General features: G+C 41.3%; 24 protein-coding genes and 1 other RNA gene. 13 read left to right on the forward strand and 12 right to left on the reverse strand.

All coding sequences use genetic code 11. The features are described from left to right. Positions 1 to 155: 155 nt before the first annotated feature. The 4 genes from secB to rsgA form a co-directional block, all read right to left on the reverse strand. The gene (secB, locus tag AK823_RS03820) at positions 156 to 608 is read right to left on the reverse strand and encodes a protein-export chaperone SecB (RefSeq protein WP_068034823.1); all 453 of its coding nucleotides are present in this window, start codon (positions 606 to 608) and stop codon (positions 156 to 158) included. 185 nt (positions 609 to 793) lie between these two features. After that, on the reverse strand, positions 794 to 1,057 hold the full coding sequence (gene grxC / locus AK823_RS03825) for a glutaredoxin 3 (protein ID WP_068034824.1): 264 nt from the start codon (positions 1,055 to 1,057) through the stop codon (positions 794 to 796). A 258-nt stretch (positions 1,058 to 1,315) separates the two neighbouring features. Further along, on the reverse strand, positions 1,316 to 1,771 hold the full coding sequence (locus tag AK823_RS03830) for a rhodanese-like domain-containing protein (RefSeq protein ID WP_068034825.1): 456 nt from the start codon (positions 1,769 to 1,771) through the stop codon (positions 1,316 to 1,318). A gap of 137 nt (positions 1,772 to 1,908) precedes the next feature. Further along, entirely contained in the window at positions 1,909 to 3,012 is a 1,104-nt protein-coding gene (rsgA, locus tag AK823_RS03835) for a ribosome small subunit-dependent GTPase A (RefSeq protein ID WP_068034826.1), read from the reverse strand. 226 nt (positions 3,013 to 3,238) lie between these two features. On the opposite strand from rsgA, the gene orn reads away from it, so the two are divergent. Continuing rightward, positions 3,239 to 3,826, forward strand: coding sequence for an oligoribonuclease (gene orn, locus AK823_RS03840; protein WP_068034827.1), 588 nt, complete (start codon positions 3,239 to 3,241; stop codon positions 3,824 to 3,826). An 88-nt stretch (positions 3,827 to 3,914) separates the two neighbouring features. Here the strand turns inward: orn and AK823_RS03845 are convergent, their stop codons facing one another. Continuing rightward, a complete protein-coding gene (locus AK823_RS03845) occupies positions 3,915 to 4,760 on the reverse strand; it encodes a UDP-2,3-diacylglucosamine diphosphatase (RefSeq protein WP_068326347.1) in 846 nt (281 codons plus the stop codon). A gap of 89 nt (positions 4,761 to 4,849) precedes the next feature. After that, positions 4,850 to 5,365 carry a peptidylprolyl isomerase gene (locus AK823_RS03850; protein ID WP_068326350.1) on the reverse strand — a complete coding sequence of 172 codons (516 nt, stop codon included), beginning with the start codon at positions 5,363 to 5,365 and terminating at the stop codon, positions 4,850 to 4,852. A 263-nt stretch (positions 5,366 to 5,628) separates the two neighbouring features. On the opposite strand from AK823_RS03850, the gene AK823_RS03855 reads away from it, so the two are divergent. The 7 genes from AK823_RS03855 (at position 5,629) to AK823_RS03885 (ending at position 13,831) form a co-directional block, all read left to right on the forward strand. Continuing rightward, complete coding sequence (locus AK823_RS03855) at positions 5,629 to 7,368, forward strand: glutamine--tRNA ligase/YqeY domain fusion protein (RefSeq protein WP_068326353.1); 1,740 nt, start codon at positions 5,629 to 5,631, stop codon at positions 7,366 to 7,368. A gap of 214 nt (positions 7,369 to 7,582) precedes the next feature. Next, a complete protein-coding gene (locus tag AK823_RS03860) occupies positions 7,583 to 8,596 on the forward strand; it encodes a patatin-like phospholipase family protein (RefSeq protein WP_068326356.1) in 1,014 nt (337 codons plus the stop codon). Between the two features lie 145 nt (positions 8,597 to 8,741). Further along, complete coding sequence (locus AK823_RS03865; RefSeq protein WP_068326359.1) at positions 8,742 to 9,494, forward strand: phospholipase D family protein; 753 nt, start codon at positions 8,742 to 8,744, stop codon at positions 9,492 to 9,494. Between the two features lie 42 nt (positions 9,495 to 9,536). Beyond that, on the forward strand, positions 9,537 to 10,787 hold the full coding sequence (locus AK823_RS03870; RefSeq protein ID WP_082785628.1) for a TerD family protein: 1,251 nt from the start codon (positions 9,537 to 9,539) through the stop codon (positions 10,785 to 10,787). A gap of 202 nt (positions 10,788 to 10,989) precedes the next feature. Then, positions 10,990 to 11,628, forward strand: a complete 639-nt coding sequence (locus AK823_RS03875) for a peroxiredoxin (protein ID WP_068326362.1) — start codon at positions 10,990 to 10,992, stop codon at positions 11,626 to 11,628. A 231-nt stretch (positions 11,629 to 11,859) separates the two neighbouring features. Continuing rightward, positions 11,860 to 12,522, forward strand: a complete 663-nt coding sequence (locus AK823_RS03880; RefSeq protein ID WP_068330129.1) for a glutathione S-transferase family protein — start codon at positions 11,860 to 11,862, stop codon at positions 12,520 to 12,522. 439 nt (positions 12,523 to 12,961) lie between these two features. Beyond that, complete coding sequence (locus tag AK823_RS03885; protein WP_068326365.1) at positions 12,962 to 13,831, forward strand: DUF4377 domain-containing protein; 870 nt, start codon at positions 12,962 to 12,964, stop codon at positions 13,829 to 13,831. A gap of 79 nt (positions 13,832 to 13,910) precedes the next feature. Here the strand turns inward: AK823_RS03885 and ruvC are convergent, their stop codons facing one another. Continuing rightward, positions 13,911 to 14,495 carry a crossover junction endodeoxyribonuclease RuvC gene (gene ruvC / locus AK823_RS03890; RefSeq protein ID WP_068034835.1) on the reverse strand — a complete coding sequence of 195 codons (585 nt, stop codon included), beginning with the start codon at positions 14,493 to 14,495 and terminating at the stop codon, positions 13,911 to 13,913. A gap of 152 nt (positions 14,496 to 14,647) precedes the next feature. Here ruvC and AK823_RS03895 point away from each other — a divergent pair, with 152 nt between their 5' ends. Beyond that, positions 14,648 to 15,259 carry an FxsA family protein gene (locus tag AK823_RS03895; protein WP_068326368.1) on the forward strand — a complete coding sequence of 204 codons (612 nt, stop codon included), beginning with the start codon at positions 14,648 to 14,650 and terminating at the stop codon, positions 15,257 to 15,259. A 77-nt stretch (positions 15,260 to 15,336) separates the two neighbouring features. Here AK823_RS03895 and ssrS read toward each other — a convergent pair. Beyond that, positions 15,337 to 15,532, reverse strand: a non-coding RNA gene (ssrS, locus tag AK823_RS03900) — 6S RNA. A 235-nt stretch (positions 15,533 to 15,767) separates the two neighbouring features. Here ssrS and gpmI point away from each other — a divergent pair. Beyond that, complete coding sequence (gene gpmI / locus AK823_RS03905; RefSeq protein WP_068326370.1) at positions 15,768 to 17,426, forward strand: 2,3-bisphosphoglycerate-independent phosphoglycerate mutase; 1,659 nt, start codon at positions 15,768 to 15,770, stop codon at positions 17,424 to 17,426. A 231-nt stretch (positions 17,427 to 17,657) separates the two neighbouring features. After that, positions 17,658 to 19,160, forward strand: a complete 1,503-nt coding sequence (locus AK823_RS03910) for a S41 family peptidase (RefSeq protein ID WP_082785629.1) — start codon at positions 17,658 to 17,660, stop codon at positions 19,158 to 19,160. A gap of 41 nt (positions 19,161 to 19,201) precedes the next feature. Here the strand turns inward: AK823_RS03910 and AK823_RS03915 are convergent, their stop codons facing one another. From AK823_RS03915 to AK823_RS03925, 3 genes are all read right to left on the reverse strand, one after another. Further along, entirely contained in the window at positions 19,202 to 20,890 is a 1,689-nt protein-coding gene (locus AK823_RS03915) for a sigma-54 dependent transcriptional regulator (protein WP_068326373.1), read from the reverse strand. A 189-nt stretch (positions 20,891 to 21,079) separates the two neighbouring features. After that, entirely contained in the window at positions 21,080 to 22,876 is a 1,797-nt protein-coding gene (locus AK823_RS03920; protein WP_068326375.1) for an ATP-binding protein, read from the reverse strand. 64 nt (positions 22,877 to 22,940) lie between these two features. Beyond that, the gene (locus AK823_RS03925; RefSeq protein WP_068034841.1) at positions 22,941 to 23,576 is read right to left on the reverse strand and encodes a response regulator; all 636 of its coding nucleotides are present in this window, start codon (positions 23,574 to 23,576) and stop codon (positions 22,941 to 22,943) included. Between the two features lie 443 nt (positions 23,577 to 24,019). On the opposite strand from AK823_RS03925, the gene AK823_RS03930 reads away from it, so the two are divergent. Together AK823_RS03930 and AK823_RS03935 are read left to right on the forward strand one after the other, a co-directional pair. Then, positions 24,020 to 25,102, forward strand: coding sequence for a serine hydrolase (locus AK823_RS03930; protein ID WP_068326379.1), 1,083 nt, complete (start codon positions 24,020 to 24,022; stop codon positions 25,100 to 25,102). Positions 25,103 to 25,203: 101 nt separating this feature from the next. Beyond that, positions 25,204 to 25,881, forward strand: a complete 678-nt coding sequence (locus AK823_RS03935; protein ID WP_068326383.1) for a thiamine phosphate synthase — start codon at positions 25,204 to 25,206, stop codon at positions 25,879 to 25,881. Positions 25,882 to 25,927: 46 nt separating this feature from the next. Here AK823_RS03935 and AK823_RS03940 read toward each other — a convergent pair whose 3' ends face one another. Further along, a complete protein-coding gene (locus AK823_RS03940) occupies positions 25,928 to 26,257 on the reverse strand; it encodes a TraR/DksA C4-type zinc finger protein (RefSeq protein ID WP_068326386.1) in 330 nt (109 codons plus the stop codon). Between the last annotated feature and the right edge of the window lie 35 nt (positions 26,258 to 26,292).

Below are 26,292 nucleotides of genomic sequence, written 5' to 3' on the forward strand. Positions count from 1 at the left end.
TCTTGTAGTAGATATAAATAGTAGCTATAAAAATCCAACTACAATAAATAATGTCATTAGAAAAATGATAGGAATTTATTAAAAGCAATACATAAAAAAGCCATCTACCTAAGTTAGGAGATGGCTTTTTTAAAATATAAACTTTATTTTAAAGTTTAAGCATTACCTTCAGCATCAATTTGCGCTTGCTGTTGGCTCTGTGCATATGCTTGGTCAAAGTTGACTGGAGCAAGCAGTAATTGCGGGAAGCTACCACGAGTCACGATGTCGCTGATGACTTCACGAGCGTAAGGGAACAAAACGTTAGGGCAATAAGCACCTAAAATTTGCCCGATTTGATCTTCAGGAATATTTTTTAGTAAGAAAATACCAGCTTGATGAACTTCAGCAATAAAAGCAGGTTCTTCAGCATTTTTAGCGGTAACGCTCACAGTCAAGATTACTTGATAATGATCGTCATCTAGCTTTTCGGCATTGCTTGATAGGTTAATATCAAGCTCAGGGTTCCACTCTTTGGTGAATACGCCAGCGCCCGGCACTTCAAGTGACATGTCTTTTACGTAGATACGTTCTAGTGCTAATTGTGGTTGTGCTTGTTCTTCAGCCATGATAATTCCTCAAATAAGTAATGCAATGTGTCGTTGATGTCCTGGTAGCAAGGTTAAGTTGCAAGCTACATTATTACAAGCTAGTGCAGGAATGACAATAGCCAGCTATCGATTGGTCAATATCATATTTATATTAACTAGGGCCAGCTAATGTCACTATTATATAAGCTGCTTAATGTAGCAGATTAACCGGCTAATAGCTCGTCAAGCTTGCCTTGCTGGTTCATTTGATTGAGCTCGTCAAAACCACCAACGAAAGTATCACCGACGAAAATTTGTGGCACAGTGCGATAGTTATTGGTTTTTTGCATCAATGCGCGGCGCTCATCGCTACTCATATCATGCATACCAATTTCTTCATACTCAATGCCTTTATTTTTTAGTAATTGTTTAGCGTTTGAGCAGTAAGGGCAGATAGGCGTAGTATAAACTTTAACTGAGGCAGTCATAAGATATCCTTAATTGACTTTATGTCGTGTAGTTTGTCTATTATCCTGATTTAGATAGGTTAATGACTAGTGTGTATTTGATTATGCTCATTATAAAGTGGGGATGAGGGTGATAAATTCAAGCCAGCTCGCTGCAAAAGGTTATATAAGTTCTTAAGTGACTTGTTATCACTTGAGGGTTGTCCATAAAAAAAGACACAACTGAGAGTCATGTCTTTTTATTAATAATGCATTTTATTAAGGCGTGTTGATGTAGAGCTATTTGTGCAAGCTAGGTTTTGCTTTGCCCTTGTTCTTAGGCTTAGCATCTTTTAATCCTACTAATGGCATGCCAGCACCTTGCCAGCCACCAACACCGCCTTCTAGACGATAAACACTGTCTTTACCAATCATCTGAATAGCCGCGCCTGCTTGTACACCCATATCACAAATGATAATTACAGGCTGTTCAATTGCACGAATTTCATCTAAATGATCTTTGAGCTCTGTAAAAGGGATGTTACGACTGCCTTGGATATAGCCGGTGGTAAACTTCTTTTTGGCGCGAATATCGATAAGCTGCGCGTTTTGAGAGTTGACCATCATGCCGAGGGTATTGGGCGACACTTTTTTGCCGCTACGTTTATTTTCAATGGCAAAGAACAGTACGGCAAGTACTGCTAAGATACCAAATAAAAACGGGTGGTTGCCCACAAATTCAAGCGCACGATCCAAACCAAACCTCCAAAAAATTAGTGTTCTACTAAACTGCGAATACAGCCAAGTATTACCGAACAAGGCGCTATTATACCGATTAGGACATCCATAGTAAACGTGCGATAGCTAACCTAAGTTTTAATAGTAAGCAATACCTAGTAAGGCTTGGTATCAGCCTCTATTCGTAACGTGATGAGGTTTTCAACACGGCGCTGCAGTACTTCACCGTCAGCAACGGCTCTCCATAACGCACAGCCTTTACTGTTATGAGTATGACGACAATCACGGAATTGGCAATCACCAGCCAGTGGCGCAAGTTCAACGAAGCCTGAGATGACATCATCAGGGGTCAAATGCCAAATACCATATTCACGAATACCAGGGGTATCAACAATACCGCCTTGGGTAAGATCATCTGGATTAAATGGCAATAGGCGGCTGGTCGTCGTGGTATGCTGACCAAGTTTTGAGTTTTCAGAAATAATATTTACGCTCTGTGCCGATTCTGGTAGCAGGGCGTTAATTAAGCTACTTTTACCGACACCAGACTGACCCGCAAAGATAACCAGTTTTTTATCTATGTAACGCTTTAACTCGCCAAGCCCTTGCTGCTCAGTACTATCGGCGATATTCTCAGGACAGTCGACCGAAGTAAGTACGCTTTCATAACCAAGAGCAGCATACTGTACGAGCAAGTCATTGGTGTCTGCATAACTCTCTTGTACCAACAAATCCGCCTTATTCAATACTAATAAGGGCTTCACGCCAGCATGATGGCAAACGACCAAATAGCGATCGATGAGTGTCGGCGCAGCAGCAGGTAGCGGCGCAAATACAATGGCCAAAATATCGACATTGGCTGCAACAGGCTTAAGCTTATGGTAACGATCTGGACGCGAGACAAGAGAAGTGCGTGGTTGTACGGACTCAATACGACCAAAGCCAGTATTGGGATCGGCACTCCAGCGCACGTGATCACCAGTTGATAGCATTGGCAAGTTAGTGCGCACATGACAACGCCATATATCCCCTAAAGCAAGCGTTTGCCAAAATGGCTCAGGGTCATCGGGTGCGACTTCAGGCTGCACTGGTATGTCGGCTGGCAAGCTGGTCACCTGTACCTCTAATTGCTTGCCATAATGCGCCATGACCACGCCATCCATCAAGCTATCATCTATGCTGTCTTGACTTGCCAGCTGTTGTTTGTCAATGCGACGAATCTGTTGTTTAGTCAGCTTGCGTTGCCGGATTAATGCCATGGGTTTTGAACCTATTAAAAAATATTGCTAAGTGTAGCGTGAAAATTTGCTAACATACAGCCTAAAGCGCCTGTACCAGACAGTGGTTTTGTAATGTTTTGGTTTTTTTAGACATTATGAATGACTAAGCGCAAAAAAATTATTTAAGCATGACCATTTATATGTCATTTATTTAGTTAACATTGCTCCAAAGTTGTTTCAAACTTTATTGACCATAGGACAAAATATGAGTACCGATGACCATCCCAATAAGATTAGAATCAGAAACCAAGGCAAAAAAGGGCTGGTATGGATTGATCTAGAAATGACCGGACTTGATACTTTAAACGATGAGATTATCGAGATTGCTACTGTCGTTACTGATGAAGATTTAAATGTCCTTGCCGAAGGGCCAGTGTTTGCTATCAAAGTATCGGATCAAACCTTAAATAAAATGGATGACTGGAATACCAAGCAACATGGCCAGTCAGGATTGGTTGATCGTGTACGCCGTAGCACAGTGACATTGGCAGAGGCCGAAGCTGAGACTATTAAGTTTTTGAACAAGTGGGTCGATAGTGGCAAATCACCAATGTGTGGCAACTCAATTTGCCAAGATCGCCGTTTTATGGCGCGTCAAATGCCTGAACTGGAAAAGTTCTTCCATTATCGCAATCTTGATGTCTCGTCGATTAAAGAGCTATGCTTCCGCTGGCGCCCTGATATCTTAAAGAACTTTGAAAAAGGTGGCAGTCACTTAGCGTTAGACGATATTCGCGATTCTATTCGTGAGCTAAAGCATTATCGTCAGCATTTCTTTAAATTAATCCCTTAGAATCAAGTGATTTTAGATAGTCAAAAAAAGGGTCTGTTATTTTAACAGACCCTTTTTTTATCGTAAATAAGAGACGTTCACATAGATATCATGACATTAGAAATTTAAATTCAATCAAGTTAAATTTAGCATTATCATTATCTGAGTTTTCATCTGTGGTTACTGCGCCAATCACCGCGCTGACTTTTGGCTGGCGCGTATCTTCATCTAACAACCGCCAATCACCAAGCACGTAGCGTTTTTTATTACTCGTAGCTTGATGAATATCTGGGCGATGGGTATGACCATGTAGTAAAGTATCGCTATCAGCCACTGCTTGTATCACCGCGTCTTCATTGACATCCATGATGTAAGCAGCTTTATTGGCATTATTCTGCTGGCTTTTTTTGCGCATTTTATCTGCGATAGCCAAGCGTTTTTCTAGTGATTTATTGAGCAAATACCACTGGGTTAACCGATTGCGCATGATTTTGCGAAAAAACTGATATTTCTTATCATCAACGCATAACGCATCGCCGTGTTCTAAGCGATAATTCTGCTGTCCAACGGTTAAGGTATATGGCTCATAAATAAGCTCACCACCGAATAAATTGCAAAATGGCTGACCTAACAAAAAATCACGATTCCCATGCATGATTAAAATCTTACAGCCAGCTACCCGTAGTTTTTTTAATTTAACGATAAGCGGGGTGAGCCAATGGGTTTTGCACTCATCTTCTGATAACGATAAGTAAACGTCATCACCTAGCCATACTTCAAACCAATCGCCTAGGATAAATAAGCACTTTAGCGCGGGCAGGGCAAGACAATCATCAAGCAGCGCCAAAAAAGCCTGCACTAAGGCAGGCTCTTCAGGCGATAAATGCAAATCGCTAATCAATACTTGCCGCACCTCATGAGGGCGGGTGGTAATTAGATGGTCAAAACTTTGCATTTATCCTTATCCTCATGAATTACTAAGAAGTATCTTTTGATAAGTGCTTACTGAGTGATTTTCCTCAAATAACAGTTATCTACTAACTACTACTGAGTAACGATGGTCGCTGAATTGATAACCACTGGCTCTTTTGGCACATCAGCATGCATGCCGAAACGACCAGTAGGTACGCCGCGCATCTTTTCAATGACATCCATACCGCTTGTTACTTTACCAAATACCGTGTAACCCCAACCCTGCATGTTTTTGCCAGAGTGGTTTAGAAAGTCGTTGTCTTTTACGTTAACGAAAAACTGGCTGGTTGCTGAATGCGGATCTTGCGTACGCGCCATCGCGATGGTGCCTTTATCGTTCTTTAAACCATTATCTGCTTCGTTTTCAACAGGTGCATTGGTCGCTTTTTCATTCATCTCAGCGTCCATTCCGCCGCCTTGAATCATAAAGCCGTCAATGATGCGATGGAAAATCGTGCCGTCATAATGACCAGATTTTACATAGTTTAAAAAGTTTTCTACCGTTTTAGGTGCTTTTTCTTCATTGAGTTCGATAACGATCGCACCCATACTGGTGTCAAGTTCTACTACTGGTGGCATGTCTACCATGTGATATTCCTTTTTGATTGCAGCGCCTTAATTAGCACTGTCGTGAGTGATTGATAAAAAGTCATGGCTAGTCTAACGGCTTTTTTATCTCGTGTCATGTATCAGGCTGTTAATGCGTTTATGAAACCTGATAGAATAACGCAACTTTAACTTTTTATTATAATTTTTGATAACCTATTTTTTTTAATGGTTTGGTTTGAATTTTCCATGATGCGTGATGGCACGTAGCATGAAATGACAATTTGCGTTAGGAGCAATGCCCGATGAGTGAGCACTCAAGCAACAATGCACAAAAAGACGAACAAAAAAACGATTTTATTCGTAATATCATTCGTGATGATGTCAATGCGCAAAAATACCCACAAATTGTGACACGCTTTCCGCCTGAGCCAAATGGTTACTTGCATCTTGGTCATGTCAAATCCATTTGCCTAAACTTTGGCGTGGCCAAAGAGTTTGGCGGTGTGTGTAACTTGCGTTTTGATGACACCAACCCAACCGCAGAAAAGCAAGATTTCATTGATAACATCGAGAACGATGTCAGATGGCTTGGATTTGAGTGGGCAGGGGACGCGCACCATGCGTCAGGTTACTTCGACCAATTACATGCGTGGGCCGTGCAGTTGATTGAGCAGGGTGATGCCTATGTAGACTTGCAGTCGCCTGAGCAGATTAAAGAAAACCGTGGCTCATTTAATGAGGCTGGCACGCCATCACCACATCGTGATGCCAGTGTTGAAGAAAACTTAACGCTCTTTAATGATATGAAAGAGGGCAAGTTTGCTGAGGGTAAAGCGGTTTTGCGTGCCAAGATTGATATGGCAAGCCCAAATATGAATATGCGCGACCCTGTTATTTACCGCGTCATGCATCAAGCGCATCATCAAACGGGTGATAAATGGTGTATCTATCCCATGTATGATTTTGCCCATCCGCTTTCTGATGCACTCGAAGGTATTACTCATTCATTATGTACGCTGGAGTTTGAAGATCACCGTCCATTTTATGATTGGGCGGTTGAAAAAGTCGGTTTTGATGTACAGCCACATCAGTACGAGTTCAGCCGCTTGAATGTTGACCATACGTTGACCAGTAAGCGTAAACTCAAGCAATTGGTCGATGAAGGTATTGTCAGTGGTTGGGATGATCCGCGTATGCCGACTATCGCTGGCATGCGTCGTCGTGGTTATACGCCAGAGGGCTTACGTGACTTCTGTGAACGTGTTGGCGTGACTAAAGTGGACAGTGTTGTTGATTTTCGTTTATTAGAATTTAGCATTCGTCAATCATTGGAAACCACCACTGCACGTGGTATGGCAGTGCTAAAGCCATTAAAAGTGACCATTACTAACTTTGCGGAAGCAGTTAGGAGTTGGGAAGCGCAAAAAGCTGATAGTGTCAATGCGCGCTTTGACGATGCCACGCAAACTTTATGGCTAACTCAACCGAACCATCCTAACGTCGATATGGGTGAGCGTGAAATTCCGTTTACTGAAACTTTGTATATCGATCAAGGCGATTACGAGATTGAGCCGCCAGCAGGCTATAAGCGCTTATCACCAGAAAAGCCAGAAATTCGTCTGCGCAATACCTATGTATTGGCAGTGACTGAGCATATTACTGATGATAGTGGCAACGTCGTTGAGCTAAAAGCAACGATTGATCCGGCAACGCTAGGCAACAACCCTGAAGGTCGTAAGGTTAAGGGTGTCATTCATTGGGTATCGGCCAGCCAAGGCGTTCCAGCAACGGTACGCATGTATGAGCAGTTATTTAGTGTCGAAGACCCAAGTAGCGTCGCTGATGTACATCAAGTATTGAATCCGGACTCGTTGACTGAACTTAATGCGGTAGTTGAGCCATCATTGGCTAATGCTGAAGCTGGTACGCGTTTCCAGTTTGAGCGTGAAGGTTACTTTATCGCGGATAGCGAAGAACATACTAGTGATAAGCCTATATTTAATCAAATCGTCAGCTTACGTGATAGTTATAAACCGGCTTAGTTACTGTCTGCCAAACTCTTGAAGATGCAATGCTCAGATTAGAGTTACCAGCTAATATTGAGCAATTGCATCGCGCTGATACTTTATCAGTATCGAATTTAGGCGGGCTGCTATTGGCTGCTGAACGCGCAACAAATAATTATTAGCTGGCTTTATCTATCAGAAAACCAGACAGGCAAGCTCAACGATACATCTAAGGGAGTGTAAAGAGATTATGGTTAAAAAATCGATCAATCTAGCACTGCAAGGTGGCGGTTCTCATGGCGCCTTTACCTGGGGCGTACTGGACTACTTCATGGAAGATGGTCGGGTCAGTGTAGAGGGTATTACTGGGACGAGTGCTGGTGCTATGAATGCAGCAGTATTAGCACAAGGCTATATGGATGGTGGCGCAGATGGTGCACGTGAGGCGCTTGAGCAGTTTTGGCGCCAAGTGGCATACATGGGCAGGATGAGCCCTATTAAGCGCAGCCCTTTGAGTATTCTGACAGGTAGATGGGATGTGGATAACTCACCGGCTTACCTAATGCTTGATCTATTTAGTCGAGTTGCTTCGCCTTATGACACCAACCCGCTGAATATTAACCCATTACGTGATTTGGTTGAGTCTACTATTGACTTTGAAAAGGTCAGAGCATGTAATGAGTTAAAGCTGTTTGTTGCGGCAACCAACGTGCATACGGGCAAAATAAAAGTATTCAACCGTGAAGAGCTAACCGCAGACATGATCTTAGCTTCGGCATGTTTACCGTCTTATTTCCAAGCCGTTGAAATTGATGGCGTACCCTATTGGGACGGTGGTTATGTTGGCAACCCACCTCTGTATCCCTTGTTTCGCACCACTAAGTCTAAGGATATTGCCATCGTTCAAATTAACCCAGTTGAACGCAATGAAACCCCGAAAAGTGCCATAGAAATACAGAATCGCATTAATGAGATTTCGTTCAATTCATCTTTGCTAAGAGAGTTGCGAGCTATCGAGTTTGTGACCCGTCAGTTACGTGAGAACAATCTGGATAGAGAACGTTATTCTGAAGTATTCGTGCACCGTATTGAAGCCACTGAGCAAATCAATCCATTGTCAGCGTCTAGTAAAATAAATTCCGAATGGGCATTTTTAACCCACCTGCGCGATATCGGTCGTGAGTCTGCCAAGGCCTTCCTTGATAAGCACTATGCAACTCTAGGTGAAGAATCTACTCTAGATTTGCGTAATGAATTTTTATAAACGAATGATGTATAAGCTATAGCTCTAATATTGTAGATTAAACTCAACAATAGTAGTTCGCAATTGTGCCCGTTTCTAGTACGCTAGAGATGGGCTTTTTTATGAATAAATATAAATTTTAATAGTAGATGTTGAGGGCATTAGAATGGCAAAGTTTTTAAACAGCAGTGGTACGACCTATCATTTAGAAGAATTGATTAAAAATGCTTCTGATAGGTTGATTATTATTAGCCCGTATTTAAAGCTTAATGAGCGTATTAAAGAGCTACTAGAAGACCGTAACCGTCTCAAAATCGATATTAGAATCGTTTATGGCAAGAATGATTTGCATCCTGAAGAGATAAATTGGCTTAAAAATCTGACCTTTATCCGTACCAGCTTTTGTAAAAACTTACATGCTAAGTGCTATCTCAATGAAAACGAATGCATTATTACCAGTTTGAACCTTTATGAGTTTAGCCAAGTAAATAATAATGAAATGGGGGTACTAATTTACCGTAACGAAGACACTAAGCTCTATGCCGATACTTACGAGGAAGCCCAACGCATCATTCGTATCAGTGATGAAGTGCGGATGTCACTTGAAAAGGTGACCGAATCGGATGGTGGGGTTGATAGTACAGCTACTTTTAATAATACAACGGTTGGCACTAATGCAACTGCAAAATCCATTACGGAATCAGCGCAGCTTACTTACTCTAAGCTGACGACTGCGAAACTTGCTAAAGAGCTAGGTTTTAAGACTCAAGAATTAAATGATAAGTTGCTGGCAGTTGGGTATTTACAAGAACAAGAAGGTGAATTGGTATTAACAGACACTGGGCGTGCCGCTGGCGGTACAAGCAAACGCGGTAAGTTTGGCGAGTTTTGCTTGTGGGATTCAGGAATGGTTGTTTAACCATTCCTGAATTGATACTAAATTATCATTAGGACAATAATAATGCTCAATCTAATTATGGGTCAAAAAGCCAAGTTCACTGAGGTTGGTGTTATGCAGCAGTTTACATTGATTGCAGAGCTAACAGCAGGCGCTACCGTTATTGATGTGGCTTGCTTTGGTTTGAGTGGGCAGCAGAAGTTAATAAATGATGATTATATGACCTTTTATAACCAGCCAAGAACGCCCTGTGGTGCTATCAGTTGGCAGTCAACAACGATTCAACAGCGCTTCGATATTGATCTCAGTAAATTACCAGATTCCGTAGATTATTTGGTATTGACGGCAACAATCGATGGTCAAGCGACCATGCGTGAGCTTGGTGCTAGTAGCGTGACGTTAGAGCAAGCAGGGCAGATATTAGCAACTTATCAATTTGACGGTAGTGCATTTGATAGTGAGCGCGCCATGATGTTGTTTCAAGTCTATCGTAAAAATAATATTTGGCGCATTAACGCCATTGGACAAGGTTTTAACGGTGGTTTAGATGCATTGGTGACCCATTTCGGTGGGGATGTCGCAGATGAGCTTACTGATCAATTATCTACTATAAATACTACCTCTGCCGCACCGTTGGTTAATGCGACAAAAACAGAGCAGCCAACGGCTGTTAGTCTGAAAAAGGTCATCTTAGACAAACCTGGTAGTGAACATCGAATTAACCTCACGAAAGGCAGTCATGACTATCTAACAGTAGAAGCCATATGGATAGATAATGGTGATGCTAGTGCCGATAACGATGATTTAGATTTGCGTGTTGGAATATTGGCTCAGAGCAGTAAAGACATGAACTATGTCCATGCTCCCAAGCAAATAGGCAACTTAAATAGCATACCTTATGTGCATCATCAAGGTGATGTACAAGTCGCTAGTGCCAATGAGCCTGGAAAAGAGACGGTATTGGTCAATCCTGCTATTGCTGAATATTATGGTGGTAAAGTTGCCTTGGTCTTTTCAGTATATTCTGCGGTTTCGAATGGTGTGGTGTCCATTGCTTCTTTACAGCCAAAAATGCGTATGCAGTATCAGGACCAAATTGTAGAATGTACTTTTAATATAAAGGCCTCACCCAAAGCCAAAAGTCGTTTTGTTTATACTTATGTGATTGGTATTGCCATTATTGATGAACAAGGTATTACCTTGCGGCACTCAGGCGAGACGAGCAAGCGCATGAGTGAGGCGACCCCTAAACTCACATGGAAAGCCGATACCGTTCAATTGAAAATGGATGGTGCCGCTATGTTTAAATCTTAACAACCATTAAGCTCTCTACTTAGTGATAAATGGAATAATCGAATTACAATCCGTCACAAGACATTCGTAACCAGTTTGTTAATATAAAATAGGATTCTTACTGACGTTAGCCGAGTTAATAGCTGAGCGCGTCAATGATAATAACAGAGCGCAAGCATACTTTTTAGTGTTAGCGCTCATCAATATAAACAAGGAATTAGGTATGGCACATTTACGTCTAGGTGATACTGCACCAAACTTTGACGCGAGCACCACAGAAGGCGATATAAATTTCCACGAGTGGGCAGGGGATAGCTGGGTTGTTTTCTTCTCACATCCTGCAGACTATACTCCAGTATGTACGACTGAGCTTGGACGCACCGCAGCATTAGGTGGTGAGTTCCAAAAACGTAATGTCAAACCTATCGCATTGTCGGTTGATGGTTTAGAAGATCATAAAGGTTGGGTGAGTGATATCGAAGAAACCCAAGGCACTGCTGTCAACTTCCCTATCATTGCTGATCCTGATCGCAAAGTCGCGAATCTTTACGATATGATTCATCCAAATGCTGATAATACGGCAACGGTCAGAAGTGTGTTTATTATTGATCCTAACAAAAAAGTACGCCTGACGCTTACTTATCCTGCCAGCTGTGGACGTAACTTTGATGAGATTGTTCGTGTTATTGATGCGATGCAACTGTCTGATGAGTATAACGTTGCAACACCTGTTGACTGGCAAGAAGGCGACGACGTTATCATTCCGCCAAGCGTGAAAAACGAAGATATCGCTGCTAATTATCCTAAAGGTCATACCGAAATTAAGCCTTATTTGCGTACGACACCTGCGCCTAATAAATAAATAGCATGTTTATAGATAAGTAAGATTAATTAAAGCCTCATAACTTAAAGTTATGGGGCTTTTTATTATTATTTTGACAAGCACTAATAAGGCTTTGCTATGATGACTGGAGTAGGCTATAACTATTGTACAGATTATCGATAAAAATGATCTGTATATATGAATGTAACAACCACAATAAAGCGTATCAGCGCTGAGCCGCTACTTGATTATCCTTACAGGGAGTTTGCCATGAAAAAATTATATGTAACCCGTACTGCCCCTAACCCGCGTAAAGCCCTTATTTTGTTAGCATCAAAAGGTATTGATGTTGATGATATGGACGATATCGATGTAATAGATATCGACTTTGCCGCTAATGAACAGATGTCAGATGCTTTTACCCAAATGAACCCGATGCAAACAGTACCGGTATTAACGTTGGATGATGGTACGGTACTCAATGACTCACAAGCAGTGTGTGAGTATCTAGATCGGGTATATGGTGAGCGCTCAGTGATGGGTAACGATGTGGTACAACGTGCGCAAGTCTGTTCTATGCGCCGTATTGCTGAATTTGAAGTACTGTACAACTTAATGTTGGCATTTCAGCACAGTCATCCCTTAAAGGCTCAGCGTGTTGAGCAAGTACCAGAATTTGTAGCGCCTTCTATCGCGCGTGCGGTTAAAGCATTACCTTATTTTGAAAAAGCGTTGGAAGGCCATGACTATTTAGTAGGCGATCAACTTAGCTTTGCTGATATCGTATTATACTTGGGGTTAGATTTTGGCAAAATACTCAAGGTCAATCCTAATGAGCAAGGAGAAAACCTAGCGCGTTTTTATCAGATGATGAATGAGCGTTTTAGTATCAAAAAAATTGCTAAGGCGAAATCTACACAAGCTGGCGAGTAGATAAAGGTTTTTTACAGGTATTGAAATCATCCGATATTTAGTGATGGACAGTTGAGAAATCAGCTGTCCATCATTTTTTTGAAAATATGAATTATTAACAAACTACTGTCTAGCAGACATCAAAGGTTTTATGCAATAAAACTAAACATTTTATTACATAAGACAATATGGTCAAGTCTATAGTAGTTATACTAATTTTATATTCGCCATACCGACTTGAATACTAGAAATATCCAAGATTTAAGACAGAAAAACTTAATTAAAGGAATGTTTATTGCAAGACTACTTCAATAAAGCAGAGCTAGTATTTTGAATGGTCGTAAACAAGCTGTCTATAAATTAGATTGAGCAATCGAAACGCTATATTAATATGGCAATCTCGTTAAAAAAATACATTGAAGAAAGAAATTTTAGGTGAGTGCCCTAAGAGAGATGTAACATGGTAAGTGCAAATTTAAAACCAATTCTAAAAACATTATTATTGCCAAGCCTACTAATAGCTAGTTCGGCTTTAGTGGCATGTAATAATGCTTCAACTAGTAATGAGCCTAATGCAGAGGGTACGACTATCAATACTACTGCCCAATCGTCATCTGCCCCTGAAATTTTGAGCACCGAAGACAAGTTAATTGCTAATCTTGCCCGCTATCGTTGGACATTGGTAACTGCAACCGATGAAAGTAACCAACCAGTAACGTCGTTAATGGACATAAATGAGCAAGTTGTTCTGAGCTTCAGCAAGTATCAAGGTCAGAACAGTATTAGCTATAGTGTTGGTTGTAATACAATAAATGCTGCTTATCAACTGCAAGATAACATGTTGATGACCGAAGATGGTATGAGTACCAAAATGCTATGTGATGATTTAAATATAGCTGAAAATGAACTAAATGAGCTTATGCAGGGAGAGAGTCAGATAAGCTTGGCAGATGGCACACCGCCGACCCTTACTCAGGTTGCTAGCAATAATACAACTTTGGTTTGGAGAGGTAAAATGACAGCGCAGGCAAAATATAATAGCAAAGGTGAAACTATATTTTGGGCAGTGAGTGCAAAAACTACACCTTGTGCTGATGATAGTACACAAGCTTGTTTACAAATAAAACCCATCACTTACGATGATCAAGGTATAAAGACTGACGAGGGTGAATGGACGGATTTTATGGGTAGTATTGATGGTTATGAGCATGATGGCAAACATAATGAAATATTACGTTTACAGCGTCATAAGCTTAAGGCTGACGACGCTTCAAATGCAGAATACGCTTATGTACTAGATATGGTTATCGAAAGTTCAGTTGTTAACTAAATAGCAGTGTGCTAAAAGAGAAACACTTCAATAAAAAAACACGCGCCATTTGGACACGTGTTTTTTATGGTCATGTATTTTAACGTAAATTGCCTAAATCTTCTTCCGTTAGGCGCCAACGGCCTTTTTTCTTAGAACCGCCGCGTCCACGCATCGAGCTGTTGAGTAGTAGTTTATTCATAGAGTGACTTGAATGCGCATGACAGATAGCGCAGGCAAGCCCATCAGCAGCATCTTGTTGTGGTACCACATCTAAAGACAATATGCGGCAGACCATCTCTTGCACTTGCTCTTTGGCAGCAGCACCATAACCACATACGGCTTGTTTGATCTGACGTGCCGTATATTCTGACACTTCTAAGTCTAATGCCACCATTGCTGCAATGGCTGCACCTCGTGCTTGCCCAAGTTTAAGCGCAGAATCAGGGTTTTCTGCCATAAATACTTGCTCAATAGCAGTATAAATAGGCTCATCAGCATACTTTAGGTGATGCTGAGTAATACGAGTCAAGCCGTTGAAAATACGTTTAAGGCGTTCAGGCATCTCTTTGGTGTCAGTACGAATGGTGCCTGCATCAATATAGGTTAACTTATCGCCTGTTTGTTGAACGATGCCATAACCCGTCATACGTGAGCCAGGATCAATTCCTATAATAATTGCCATAGTATTCCGTCTTACTTTCATTTTATTTTATGGCTTAAAAATCAGCCTTAAGTTTGATAGTATAGCAATCAATCCCCATATACATCATATGTTAGCCATTTTAATTTCATGGCGCTCAATTTTTTAGTTTTTATTTGATAGGACGACGCCTTATGGGTCAGATAGTTGGTATTGCCATCGTTTGGTTTATTATCGAGATGCTCTTGTGGTATTTGCTTGCTCAATTTATGAGTGGCTGGGTAGTATTTATGTGGTTCATTATTGCCGCTGTCATTGGTATCTCTCTGATTCGTAAGGGTATGGTTGCCCTTAATCCAATGGCGCAGCAAATGAAAGCTGGGGGCATGATGAATCCCGCGATGCGTCCGCAAGAATCTACTATGCTAAAGAGTGTCGCTATGGCAGCGGCCGGTATTTTGCTATTGATTCCAGGAGTTATTAGCGATCTATTGGCATTGCTTGTGGTGTTGCCACCAGTACAAAAGAAGCTTAAAGATATGGCTAATAACTATGTCATGAATAATCAGCAAAAAATGATGGAGATGATGGCCAAACAAATGGGCGGAGGTCAAAATCCGTTTGGTAGTATGGGTGGTCAAAACCCGTTTGGCGGTGCAGGAGGCATGAATGGGCAAAACCCATTCGGGCAACAACAGCAAAATCCGTTCGGTGACACCTTTAAACAACATACCACGGTTGATGGTACTGCAAAAACCATTCCGAAAGATGTGAAGAAAATTACTAAATCTGCCAACGATGAATAATAGATGGTTTGATAGTCGAACATAAAAAAGCCCCTTTCGTCGATGACAAAAGGGGCTTTTAATGGTCGTAACCGAATATAACAACCAGAGTGCCGCCGTAAAATGGTGACCCATGAACCGTGAAGTTCAGGGCGGATGCGTCATTACCTCGGCAGGTTTCCTGATACACCGCAAGCGGTGCAGGCATACACAATGAAGCAATAGATAGCACATCCAGGTAAAGCATTATCGGCTCAGGGAATAAACATCTACTAGCCAACACTCTAGAATAATTTTATCTTAACCAATGGAATAACTGATTGCAAGTCTGATTTACAGATTAATACTTTGCATCAATAATTGTTTTACTTATTAAGGATGCCATATTGGAAAAAATGGCTTAGAAATTGTGTAAATTAGTTAAAAAATGTCGAGTTTTCAGCTATTTTGAGATATGTGTTAATATAGAGTGCTTTCAACACCCTAATACAACATTATAGGCGTTCATTCACTTGAGGAGCGGTAATATATGACCAGTACGCAACAACAATCAGAATCTATTGATGGCAGTCAGGCGCAGCTTAATAGTAAGCAAGGCAGCGTGCAAAATAAAAAAACACCGCACGTTTTGATGATATTGGATGGCTTTGGGCATCGTGAAGATGAGAAAGATAATGCTATTGCTGCCGCAAACATGCCAAACCTTGATAAGATTTATCAGCAGTATCCGCATGGGTTGATATCGGCTTCGGGAGAAGATGTTGGGTTGCCAGACGGTCAATTCGGCAATTCAGAAGTAGGGCATATGAACCTAGGTGCTGGTCGTGTCCTTTACCAAGATTCAACTCGGATCTCAAATGAGCTTGCCAACCGCGAATTTTATAAAAATGAAGCGTTAGTTGACGCTGTAAAAGCTGCAAACGAGCTTGGCGGTAATGTACACATTATGGGATTGTTATCTGATGGTGGCGTGCATTCAAATCAAGACCATATCGAAGCGATGTGCCACTCTGCACTGGTTCATGGGGCCAAAAATGTCTTTGTCCATTGTTTTTTAGATGGTCGTGACACACCGCCTAAATCTGCTGACAAATATATCAATCGTCTACGCGATCATATTAATAAACTGAATGCTCACTATGAGGGTGGCCGAGTACAAATTGCTAGTATCATCGGGCGCTATTATGCGATGGATCGTGATAATCGTTGGGATCGTGTCCAAAAAGCCTATGAGCTAATCACTGAGGGTAAGGCTGATCGTCTAGCAACGCGTGCAGATGGTGCAGTGCAGGCAGCTTATAAAGCACGTGAGACCGATGAGTTTATCAGCCCGACGACTGTGATTGGACGTGATGAGGTGCCATATACGGTCGAAGATAATGATGCGCTAATCTTTATGAATTTCCGTGCTGACCGCGCTCGCGAACTTGCGCAAGCATTTGTACTACCAGATCATGAGTTCTCGGGTTTTGCTCGTCATAAGCAACCAAGACTTGCTGCTTTTGTGATGTTGACTAAATATTCAGATATCTTGGCAGATAATGCAAAAACCAGTATTGCTTATTATCCGACGTCATTGACCAATACATTAGGCGAGTATTTACAGGATCAAGGCAAAACTCAGCTACGTATCGCCGAGACTGAAAAATATGCACATGTTACTTTCTTTTTTAGTGGTGGCCGTGAAGCAGAATACGAAGGTGAAGAACGTATTTTAGTGCCATCGCCAGATGTAGCCACTTATGACTTGCAGCCTGAAATGAGCGCTCCTGAGGTGACTGATAAGCTGGTAGCTGCTATTGAGTCAGGTAAATATGATGTGCTCGTAGTAAATTATGCTAATGGTGACATGGTCGGCCATACTGGTATTTTTGATGCTGCCGTACAAGCCGTAGAAGCACTCGATGTATGCGTTGGTCGTATTGAATCAGCGGTACGTGCAGCTGGTGGTGATATGCTAATCACTGCAGATCATGGTAACTGCGAGCAGATGCAAGACTACGAAAGCGGACAGGTACATACTCAACATACTACAGAACATGTGCCTCTAATTTATGTTGGTGAGCAAAACGTACGAGTACGTAATGGCGGTAAACTTAGTGATGTAGCACCTACCATCTTGGCATTGATGGATATTGAGCTACCAGCTGAGATGACAGGTAAAAGTTTGTTGATTCCCACATTATAGTTTCAAACAGTCACTATAGGTTCAATGATTAGGTTCGATAATTTTTATTAGCTGGCAAAAAGGGAGAGATAGCGCATATCTGTCCCTTTTTATTTGCAATAATATCCTATTTTTCAATAGGGTCTTAATGCTATCTTATAGTCCTCTAGCTCGTTTATATCAGTTAACTATTTTGTAATCAAACGACAATAATAAAGTTGTATATGCTTTTTATTTTATGTGAGTCCTCTTATGCTTTTATCAGCCTCAAAACTATCGGTCGAACCAGTTAAATTAGGATGGACACAACGTGCTATCTTCAAGCCTGTGCTTAAGATGGGCTTGCTTGGGCTACTAGGGATAGGCAGTATCAATCTACACGCACAAGCAGCTAATGTGGAGCCTACTGGTAAAGGTGCGACCAATGGTAATAGCCCTACAGCAGGCTTGCAACTTATTAGCTTAAATGTTGATGATGACCTGATAGATAGTGAAGCATCAGAATCAGGAATGCTGAGCGTCGCAGATGAAACAGATAGCTGGACAGATGATGATATAGATGCGTTAGGAGATAACGCCGTAGCGGATTTAGCGGATGATAACTTGACTGATATACCAGCCGAAGTCGCGCAAGTATCGTTAAATGCAATCTCTCCTGAAACCTTAAAAACTTTTGTCGCAGTAGTAGACTTAGTGCGCCGTCAATATGTTGATCCTGTCAATGATGAAGAGTTATTTGACAATGCGATGAGTGGTATGCTGACCAAGCTTGATAGTCATGCTGAGTTTTTGGATGCTGAAGCGTACGAGAATCTACGCGCATTTACCGAAGGCGATGTGGGAAATGTCGGTTTAAAGGCGGAGTATCAACCGGCCGAAGGGTATTGGGTTGTAACTGATATTGTAGATGAGTCGCCTGCCGATAAAAAAGGAATTACCGTTGGTGATTATATCCATCAAATCGGCCAGTTTAAAATTGATGGTGATAGACAGTCTAATGATGTTGAACAGCTGCTTAATGGCATTGCAGGTACGCAAGTCGATGTCACAGTGTCTAAAGCTGGCCGGCGCAAGCGTGTCATCACATTACAACGTAATAATACTCATCTGCAAACCATCGAGACGCGGCTTGTTGATGGAATTGCTGTTATTAAATTACCGGCTTTTCAAAACAATACACGTGAACGAATCCTGCAAAGCTTAACCAACCTTGATGCGCCTGTTACTGGAATACTGCTTGATTTACGTGATAACCCAGGTGGTGTATTAATCTCAGCGGTCAAAGTAGCCAGTTTGTTTATGAGTGATACTGATGTAGTACAGGTAAAGAGTAGACAAAGTAAGTTGCGTACCTTGTCCACGCAAGAGGCTGCACTACTCAAGCCTTTACCAGTAGTCATCTTGCAAAATCGCTATTCTGCTTCGGCAGCAGAAGTGTTGGCAAGCAGTTTACAGACACAGCAACGTGCAACCATCGTCGGTGAAGTGAGCTATGGCAAAGGTTCAGTACAATCGGTTATACCACTCAATAATGAGCAAGCAGTCAAGCTAACGGTAGCTCACTACTTGACAGCAACAGGAAAGAAGATTGATAAGATAGGCGTGCAGCCTGATGTGGCTTTATCTGGTAATGAGCGTACGTGGGAGCAGCAAGCACTTGATGTGTTGCGACAGCAAGTACGCTCTTCAGGGCTTCGCTTTGTAAAAAAAGATAATGTTGATATTGTCGCCGATAACGATAAAGAAAGTATCTAAAAAATATGAGGTATAACCTTAGTTAATTTTAATCAGTTAAGCTATTCTAAGTTATCGTCCTGATCTTCATCGATTTCAAGCTTTTTCATGCGATAGCGTAGAGAGCGGAAGGTAGTACCCAATAATTCAGCTGCCTGAGTCTTGTTCCAATCTGTCTGCTTAAGCGCTTTGATAATCAAGCGCTTTTCTTGATCTTGAAGATAGGCCTCTAGCCCTTTTTGGGGTAATTCAGCCTCAGACACACTAACTATTGAGGGCTGAGTATTTATATCATCAACAAATTGCTCTGGTTTACGGCGGTCTTGATTATATACAGATGAAGTGCCGATATTATTAGATTTAGGAGTAGACATGCGGATAGCAGAGGAATAATTTTGGCTGTGAGTGCGATACGGATGTAAGTTATTAATTACCAGTCTGCTATTAACATTCCTCCCACTCTGTTTAGGAGAGTCTTTTGTCTGTAGAGGCATAGGTTTATCATTTACAGCGGATACAGCAGTCATATCTTCGTTACTGGTCATATCTTTAGGATTGGCTTCATCATCATAATTATCAGTGAGCTTAGGTAATCCCAAATGATCATCGTCTATGATTGTGGTATCTGCTAACGTGACTGCGCGCTCCAGTATATTGCGAAGCTCACGAACATTACCAGCAAATTCATGATGTTGGAGTCGATCACAGGCATTCTCAGTCAGCTGTGCTGGAGTATCTAGTTGCCACTCTTCAGATATCAATGCTAAAAAATGCTTAGCGAGTAAAGGTATGTCATCGCGTCGCGTTTTAAGCGTGGGTAATTTAAGTTCGATAACGTTAATTCGATAATACAAATCTTGCCGAAAATCGCTATCTTTTACCAATTGATTCAAGTCTTTATGAGTGGCTGATAAAATACGAATGTCAACGGGAATCTCTTTGGTATCACCAATAGCACGTACCGTTTTTTCTTGAATAGCGCGTAATAGCTTAACTTGCATAGCGAGCGGTAAATCCGCAACTTCATCCAAAAATAGCGTACCACCGCTGGCTTGTTGAAACAAACCCTGCTTGTCTGCAACTGCACCGGTAAAACTGCCTTTCTTATGCCCAAAAAACTCTGATTCCATCAGCTCAGATGGAATTGCGCCACAGTTGACTGGTACAAAGCTACCATCACGGCGCGGACTTAAGTCATGAATGAGTCTGGCAACGACTTCTTTACCTGTACCAGAGTCACCGGATAAGAACACTGGCGCCTGTGAACGCGCTAGTTTGACAATGGTGGTTTTCAAGGTTTGCATCACGGTAGAATTACCGATTAGACGACTATCTAATAGCTGCTGCTCCGGCGTAATCTCATTGGTTGCTTGTGTGCTTTCGTCTTGATGGATGACTTTAAGTGCATTTTCGACCAGCTGTCGTAAACGAGGTAACTCAAGCGGCTTATTTACAAAGTCAAAAGCACCCATTTTAAGCGCTTCAATAGCCAGATCCATGCTGCCGTGTGCCGTAATCACAGCAACCGGCGTATTGGAGCTGCTACTAATCTGCTTCACCAGTTCTAGTCCTGAGCCATCGGGTAGCTGTAGATCAGTTAGACAAAAATCATAGTGGTTATTTTCCAGATAAGATTTTGCTTGTGACAGGCTGTAGGCGACATCACTTCTGATGCCCATTTTTGTTAGCGTAATTTGCATAAGTCGGCATAAATCTACTTCATCATCGACGACTAGCGCGATTGCTGTCATACATAACCTCATGTTTGTTCAATTGGTACAAGTTACTAAATAAACGCTCATATAGAGGGTTATCATCAATAAATAGAGAACCTTTAACCTTTTTTATCTTTATTAACTGTACAGGTTAACTATCTTGATCGATTATGGAAATCAATATTTTATCAGTGTGGGCGTTATTGAAAACTATTAATAATAGTCTCAAACATCCCAAGCATCTTCTGGGCAGGAGCCCAATGGTATAATCAATCGAAAACAGGTCTTTTCATGTTCGGCGACATACAGTAGCCGTGCATGATTGGCTTCGCTAAATGCTTGTGATAAATATAATCCCAGTCCGGTACCTGCTTTATCAGTAGTAAAAAATGGATCAAATAGGTGCTCTACATCAGTTTCAGCAACCTTATCACCTTCGTTTAAAACATCGATTATAACATCGTTCTGCACACAATATATCTCGACCTCAGCATAAGCGTGTGGATGCACAAGACCACAATAGCGCAAACCGTTGTTGATTAAATTAATGAGTATTTGCTCTAATTGATGGTTATCAAACTGTACCACGGGATGTGAATCATCACGTAAAAAAATATCATTACCGCGAAAATAGTTTTCTAAAAATTGTGGCATCCATGTCGCAAGTTCTATTGTCTGCTTATTGGAACGTTGCTGACGTGATAACTTTAATACGTCTTCAATAATACGATTAACACGCTTAGTCTGTGCAAATATCATCTTGTACAGCTCATTATTGCCATGTGTGTCGATGGCAGCTTGGTTCTTTATCAGTGAGAGTGAGGATGTATTTTCGCCTACGTCACGGTTATCGTCTATATCTTCTAGCAATAGCTGACTGGCCTGTGAGATAGCAGCAAGTGGATTACGAATCTCGTGAGCGATACTGGCCGTTAGCTGTCCTAAAGAAGCCAGTTTTAGCTGTTGAGCGTTGGCTTGTTCGCGACGCAAATCTTCAAACAATACCAGCTGGCTACTATCCTCTAAGGGAATGATTTGTACGCGCAGCTTGTTTGTAACAGAAGCGCTAGCTGCCTCAGGTAACTCATAAATAAAGTTTCTTGATTGATTGGCGGGAACAGAGAGGCAGCTATTGAGTAGGGCTCTATGTTGATGAGCCAAAGCCTGCTGAAAAGCATACAATGGATTATGATGATTCTTAAAATTACGCTGTTGTTGTCTGAGAGTAGACTTTGTATTATCGTTATTAGGGGGTGCTTTTCTAAATGGCGATGCTGGTATCTCAGAAATACCTAGAAGCTGGTAAGTTGCATGATTGGCTAAAACAATATGCTGCTGATCGATAACCATCACGCCATTAAGCATTTGGCTAATAACTTCTTGATTGATTGTATTAAGACGTTCTACTTCTTCTGCTTGCCGTGCTATAAATCGTTCGACATGTACTAAGCGCTGCGAGATTGACCAGCTCAAAAAACCAACGGCTAAAAAACTGGCTGACATTAATAAGGCGTCACCTAGGTTGGCTAGACTCATACTATTGGCAATCGCATGGAAAAATTGCTGATAAATGACGAATAAAATTGCTAGTAAAGTGATAATCAGGGCTTGTGAGCTGCGTAACAACATAAAGCTCGCTGCTACGACGACCATATATAGCATAGTCAATTGTAAGTCTGGCGCACCATTGGTATATAACAGCAAACTTAAAACGATTATATCAATACCCAAACCAAATACTAACTGGCGTTGCAGCTGCTTGGTTGCCACCAAAAATAAACTCAGTAAAATCAGACTAAGAATGACATAAAACCCAAGGGCAGTTTGCTGCAATAAGCTTGGTAATAGCAGATTGGTATCTGCTTTGATATTGGCGTACACCATTAACAATAGAAACGCACTGACTACTAAACGATAACTATTATAAATTAGCCCAAGCTTGCGTAACTGTGATGCAGGTAGGGTATTGTCCTGCTTTAGAGATCGGACAACAGCGTTAATAGTTCTAGAAGCAGGTTTCATAAATGGACCGAAGGGAAGGAATAGATATAAATATATTAGTTAAAGAAGCAGACTAACCCTGAAATTAAGGTTGAATCAACCCATGACGAATGGCTAGATGAGTCAATTTAACATCACTATCAACACCGACTTTTTCATAGATACGGTAGCGATAAGTATTAATGGTTTTTACGCTTACGAATAATTGATCGGCAATTTGCTGTGGGCTTTGACAGTTGACTACCATCATGGCGACTTGTTTTTCACGATCGCTAAGCAAATCGAAAGGTGAGGAGGCATTATCTGATAATAATACTTCGGCCAACTGCTCTGCAACGTCATGGCTAAAATAACGCCCACCTTGGTATATTTTTTTGATACCACGTATCATCTCATCGAGTGGCGTACCCTTAGTAATGTAACCATTAACTCCAGCTTTGAGGAGCATTGATGGATACGGCTGCGCTGACATACTACTCACTGCCAATATTTTGATACCCATGTCCAATTGTACCAAACGCTTAGTCGCTTCAAGACCACCGATATTTGGCATGTTTACATCTAGTAGAACCACATCTGGACTGAGCTGCTTAGCCATTTTTAATGCCATATCGCCGCTATCAGCTTCACCTACTACTTCAATATCTGCACTGTCAGACAGCATACGACTGATGCCCATTCGTACTAAATCGTGATCATCTACTACTAATACTCGAATCATAGTTATACTCTTTACTATTTAATAGATTGAGGCGAATTAGGGATAGCCTAACATTGGTTAAGATTGGCTATGCTATAAATATATTACTTAACAGTGACTTATCCAATACAATACAAGTACTTTATTTTATATCGATGTTGCTATTTATAATAATCTTGCTTTATAGTTACTTATCTATAGAATTACTTTGCAGTAATAATAAAACAAATATTTCTCTAATGTTAATCAATATTACATGAACCCAAAGCAACTGTAGTAATCTTCGTACATGTACAAAAAAATCTCATGAAGTCAGGCCGATACATTAAACTTAAATGCAAACCATGATACACTAAAAGTACAAAAACTCTATACGAGTGTCTACAAACACAATCAGAAACGCTACGTTTATCAATTGCATATGATAATCTGCAATTGACGCGATACCAACAGCAGGGGGAATAATGAAACATTTACCATTAACCAAACAGCAATTAGTCGCTGCCATGATTTCGTTAAGCTTAGGCAGTGCTGCACAAGCTGCGCTTAGTATTAATGGTAGCCCTGAGTCTAGCGCACGCGTCAGTTGGGGTGGGGCGGATAGCTTATCAGAAGCACGCAACATTATGTATAGCTCTAAAAGCTCTACTGCTCCTATCAAAAAAGTGGATAACGGCTACGGCACTACTAATATTACTAATGCCAACAATTATGGCAGTAGCAGTAACAGCTATAACAATACTTATAACACCACTTACCGTGGCGGTTTTGGTAGTAGCGATATGCTACCAATCAGCACAGACTCGCGTAGTGTCGCAGTCATAGATGTCGAGACTGGAAAGTCTATATACGAAAAAGATGCAGATATCGCACGTCCTATGGCAAGTATTACTAAAGTAATGACAGCTATGGTTGTCTTAGATGCTGGTCTTGATATGCGTGAAGAAATTACGCTTGATCCAGAAGACTTTGTAGGTCCTAAGCGTGCAAGCTCACGTTTGAAATCAGGCGATCGCATGAATCGCGCTGAGATGCTACTCATGGCTTTGATGAAATCTGAAAATCCTGCTGCTAAAAGCCTAGCACGTAACTATCCAGGTGGCTATGATGCATTTATGCGGGCGATGAACCGTAAAGCTCAAGAGCTGGGTATGACCACAGCATACTTTGGAGATCCAACAGGTCTTGATAAGCGTAATGTTGCATCATCAAATGACTTAGTAAAAATGGTACGTGCTGCGGGTAACTATGATGTTATTCGTCGTTTTTCTACTACCAAAAGCTACGACTTTTACGTTGCCAACTATTCAAGTGGTAACCGCACCTATAAAGCCAGCAATACGAGTAGCCTTGTGCGCTCAGGAGATTATCCAATTGGTATCTCTAAAACAGGTTTTATTAACGAAGCTGGTCGTTGTGTAGTTATGGAGACTCGTGTCAACAACCGCCCTGCTATTATCGTAATTTTAGGTGCTAACAGCTCGGCAACTCGTTGGGGTGATGCTAAAAATATTCTAACCAGCTTAGCCACACGCCGTACAGTATAAGATGTTTATCTAAACTACTGTAAACCATAGTTTGTAGACAAAAGAGGCTGTTATTTAATATAACAGTCTTTTTTTGGCTTAATTAAGCTTAAGGATGATTTATGACTGAACAATCAACTGTAACTTCAGAGCGAGCAGCGCCTATGCTGTATCTGCTTACTAATGATGATGAATTTGATTTGCTTTATGCTAAGTTAGAGGTAGCTCTAGCGACAGGCGTAATAGGGTTGCTACAAATCAGACGCAAGCAAGTATTGGCTCAGACTCATGGTCAAAAAAAGTTATATGACGAGGCGCTAAAGATAGTAGCACTAGCAAATCTATACGAAGTACCAGTAGTTATAAATGATGATATCGCTTTAGCAGTCAAGCTTGGAGTAGGGGTGCATCTTGGACAACAAGATGGTGCTATTAGTGAGGCTAAACAGCAATTGGAGTCTAATCAGATTATTGGCCGCACTTGTCATGGAGATGTAGCGTTAGTAGAAGAAGCAAGGTCTGCAGGCGCAACTTATGCGGCAATGGGTGCTATATTTGCATCATCTACTAAACCTAATGCCGACACTATCTCTCGTCAACAGCTTATAGATGGCTGCCAACAGACTATTCATAACGACATTGAACTTTGTGTCATTGGTGGCTTGAGAGTCGAAAATGTTGTTCAACTAAAAGGGTTGCCCATCGCTTATATGGCGGTAGTTGGTGACATTTTAGACTTGCCAGTAGATTCAATTGCGCAGCGCTGTCAAGAGTGGCAGCAGGTGCTTACCAATTGGTAAATACCTGCCCGTAAGATTAATAATTTATAGTGTATGGAGAAAAGTTTTACACAGCATGATCCATACATAAGGTAGCGTAAGGCAAGGCTTCTAAGCGCTTTTCTTCTATTGGTTCACCGCACACCTCACATTCACCATAAGTACCGTTTTCGATACGACTCAGGGCATTCTCGACATAAACAAGACTTTGCCGTGCTTCAGCCATCAAATTTTTACGCATATCATTTTGACGATATGATATTGCCTGATCATCCCAGTGTTCGTTCAAGTCGTCTTGTGGATGCTGGATATGATCTTCTATTTTATCGATACGAGTTTCATACTCTTCTTTTAATTTTAGTAAATTTTGTTTGGCAACATCAAAGTCAATGCTCATTATAATCTCCTAATGGGTTATTGTTATTTTCTACC

Source organism: Psychrobacter sp. P2G3 (assembly GCF_001593285.1).
In the GTDB taxonomy this organism is placed as follows: Bacteria; Pseudomonadota; Gammaproteobacteria; order Pseudomonadales; family Moraxellaceae; genus Psychrobacter.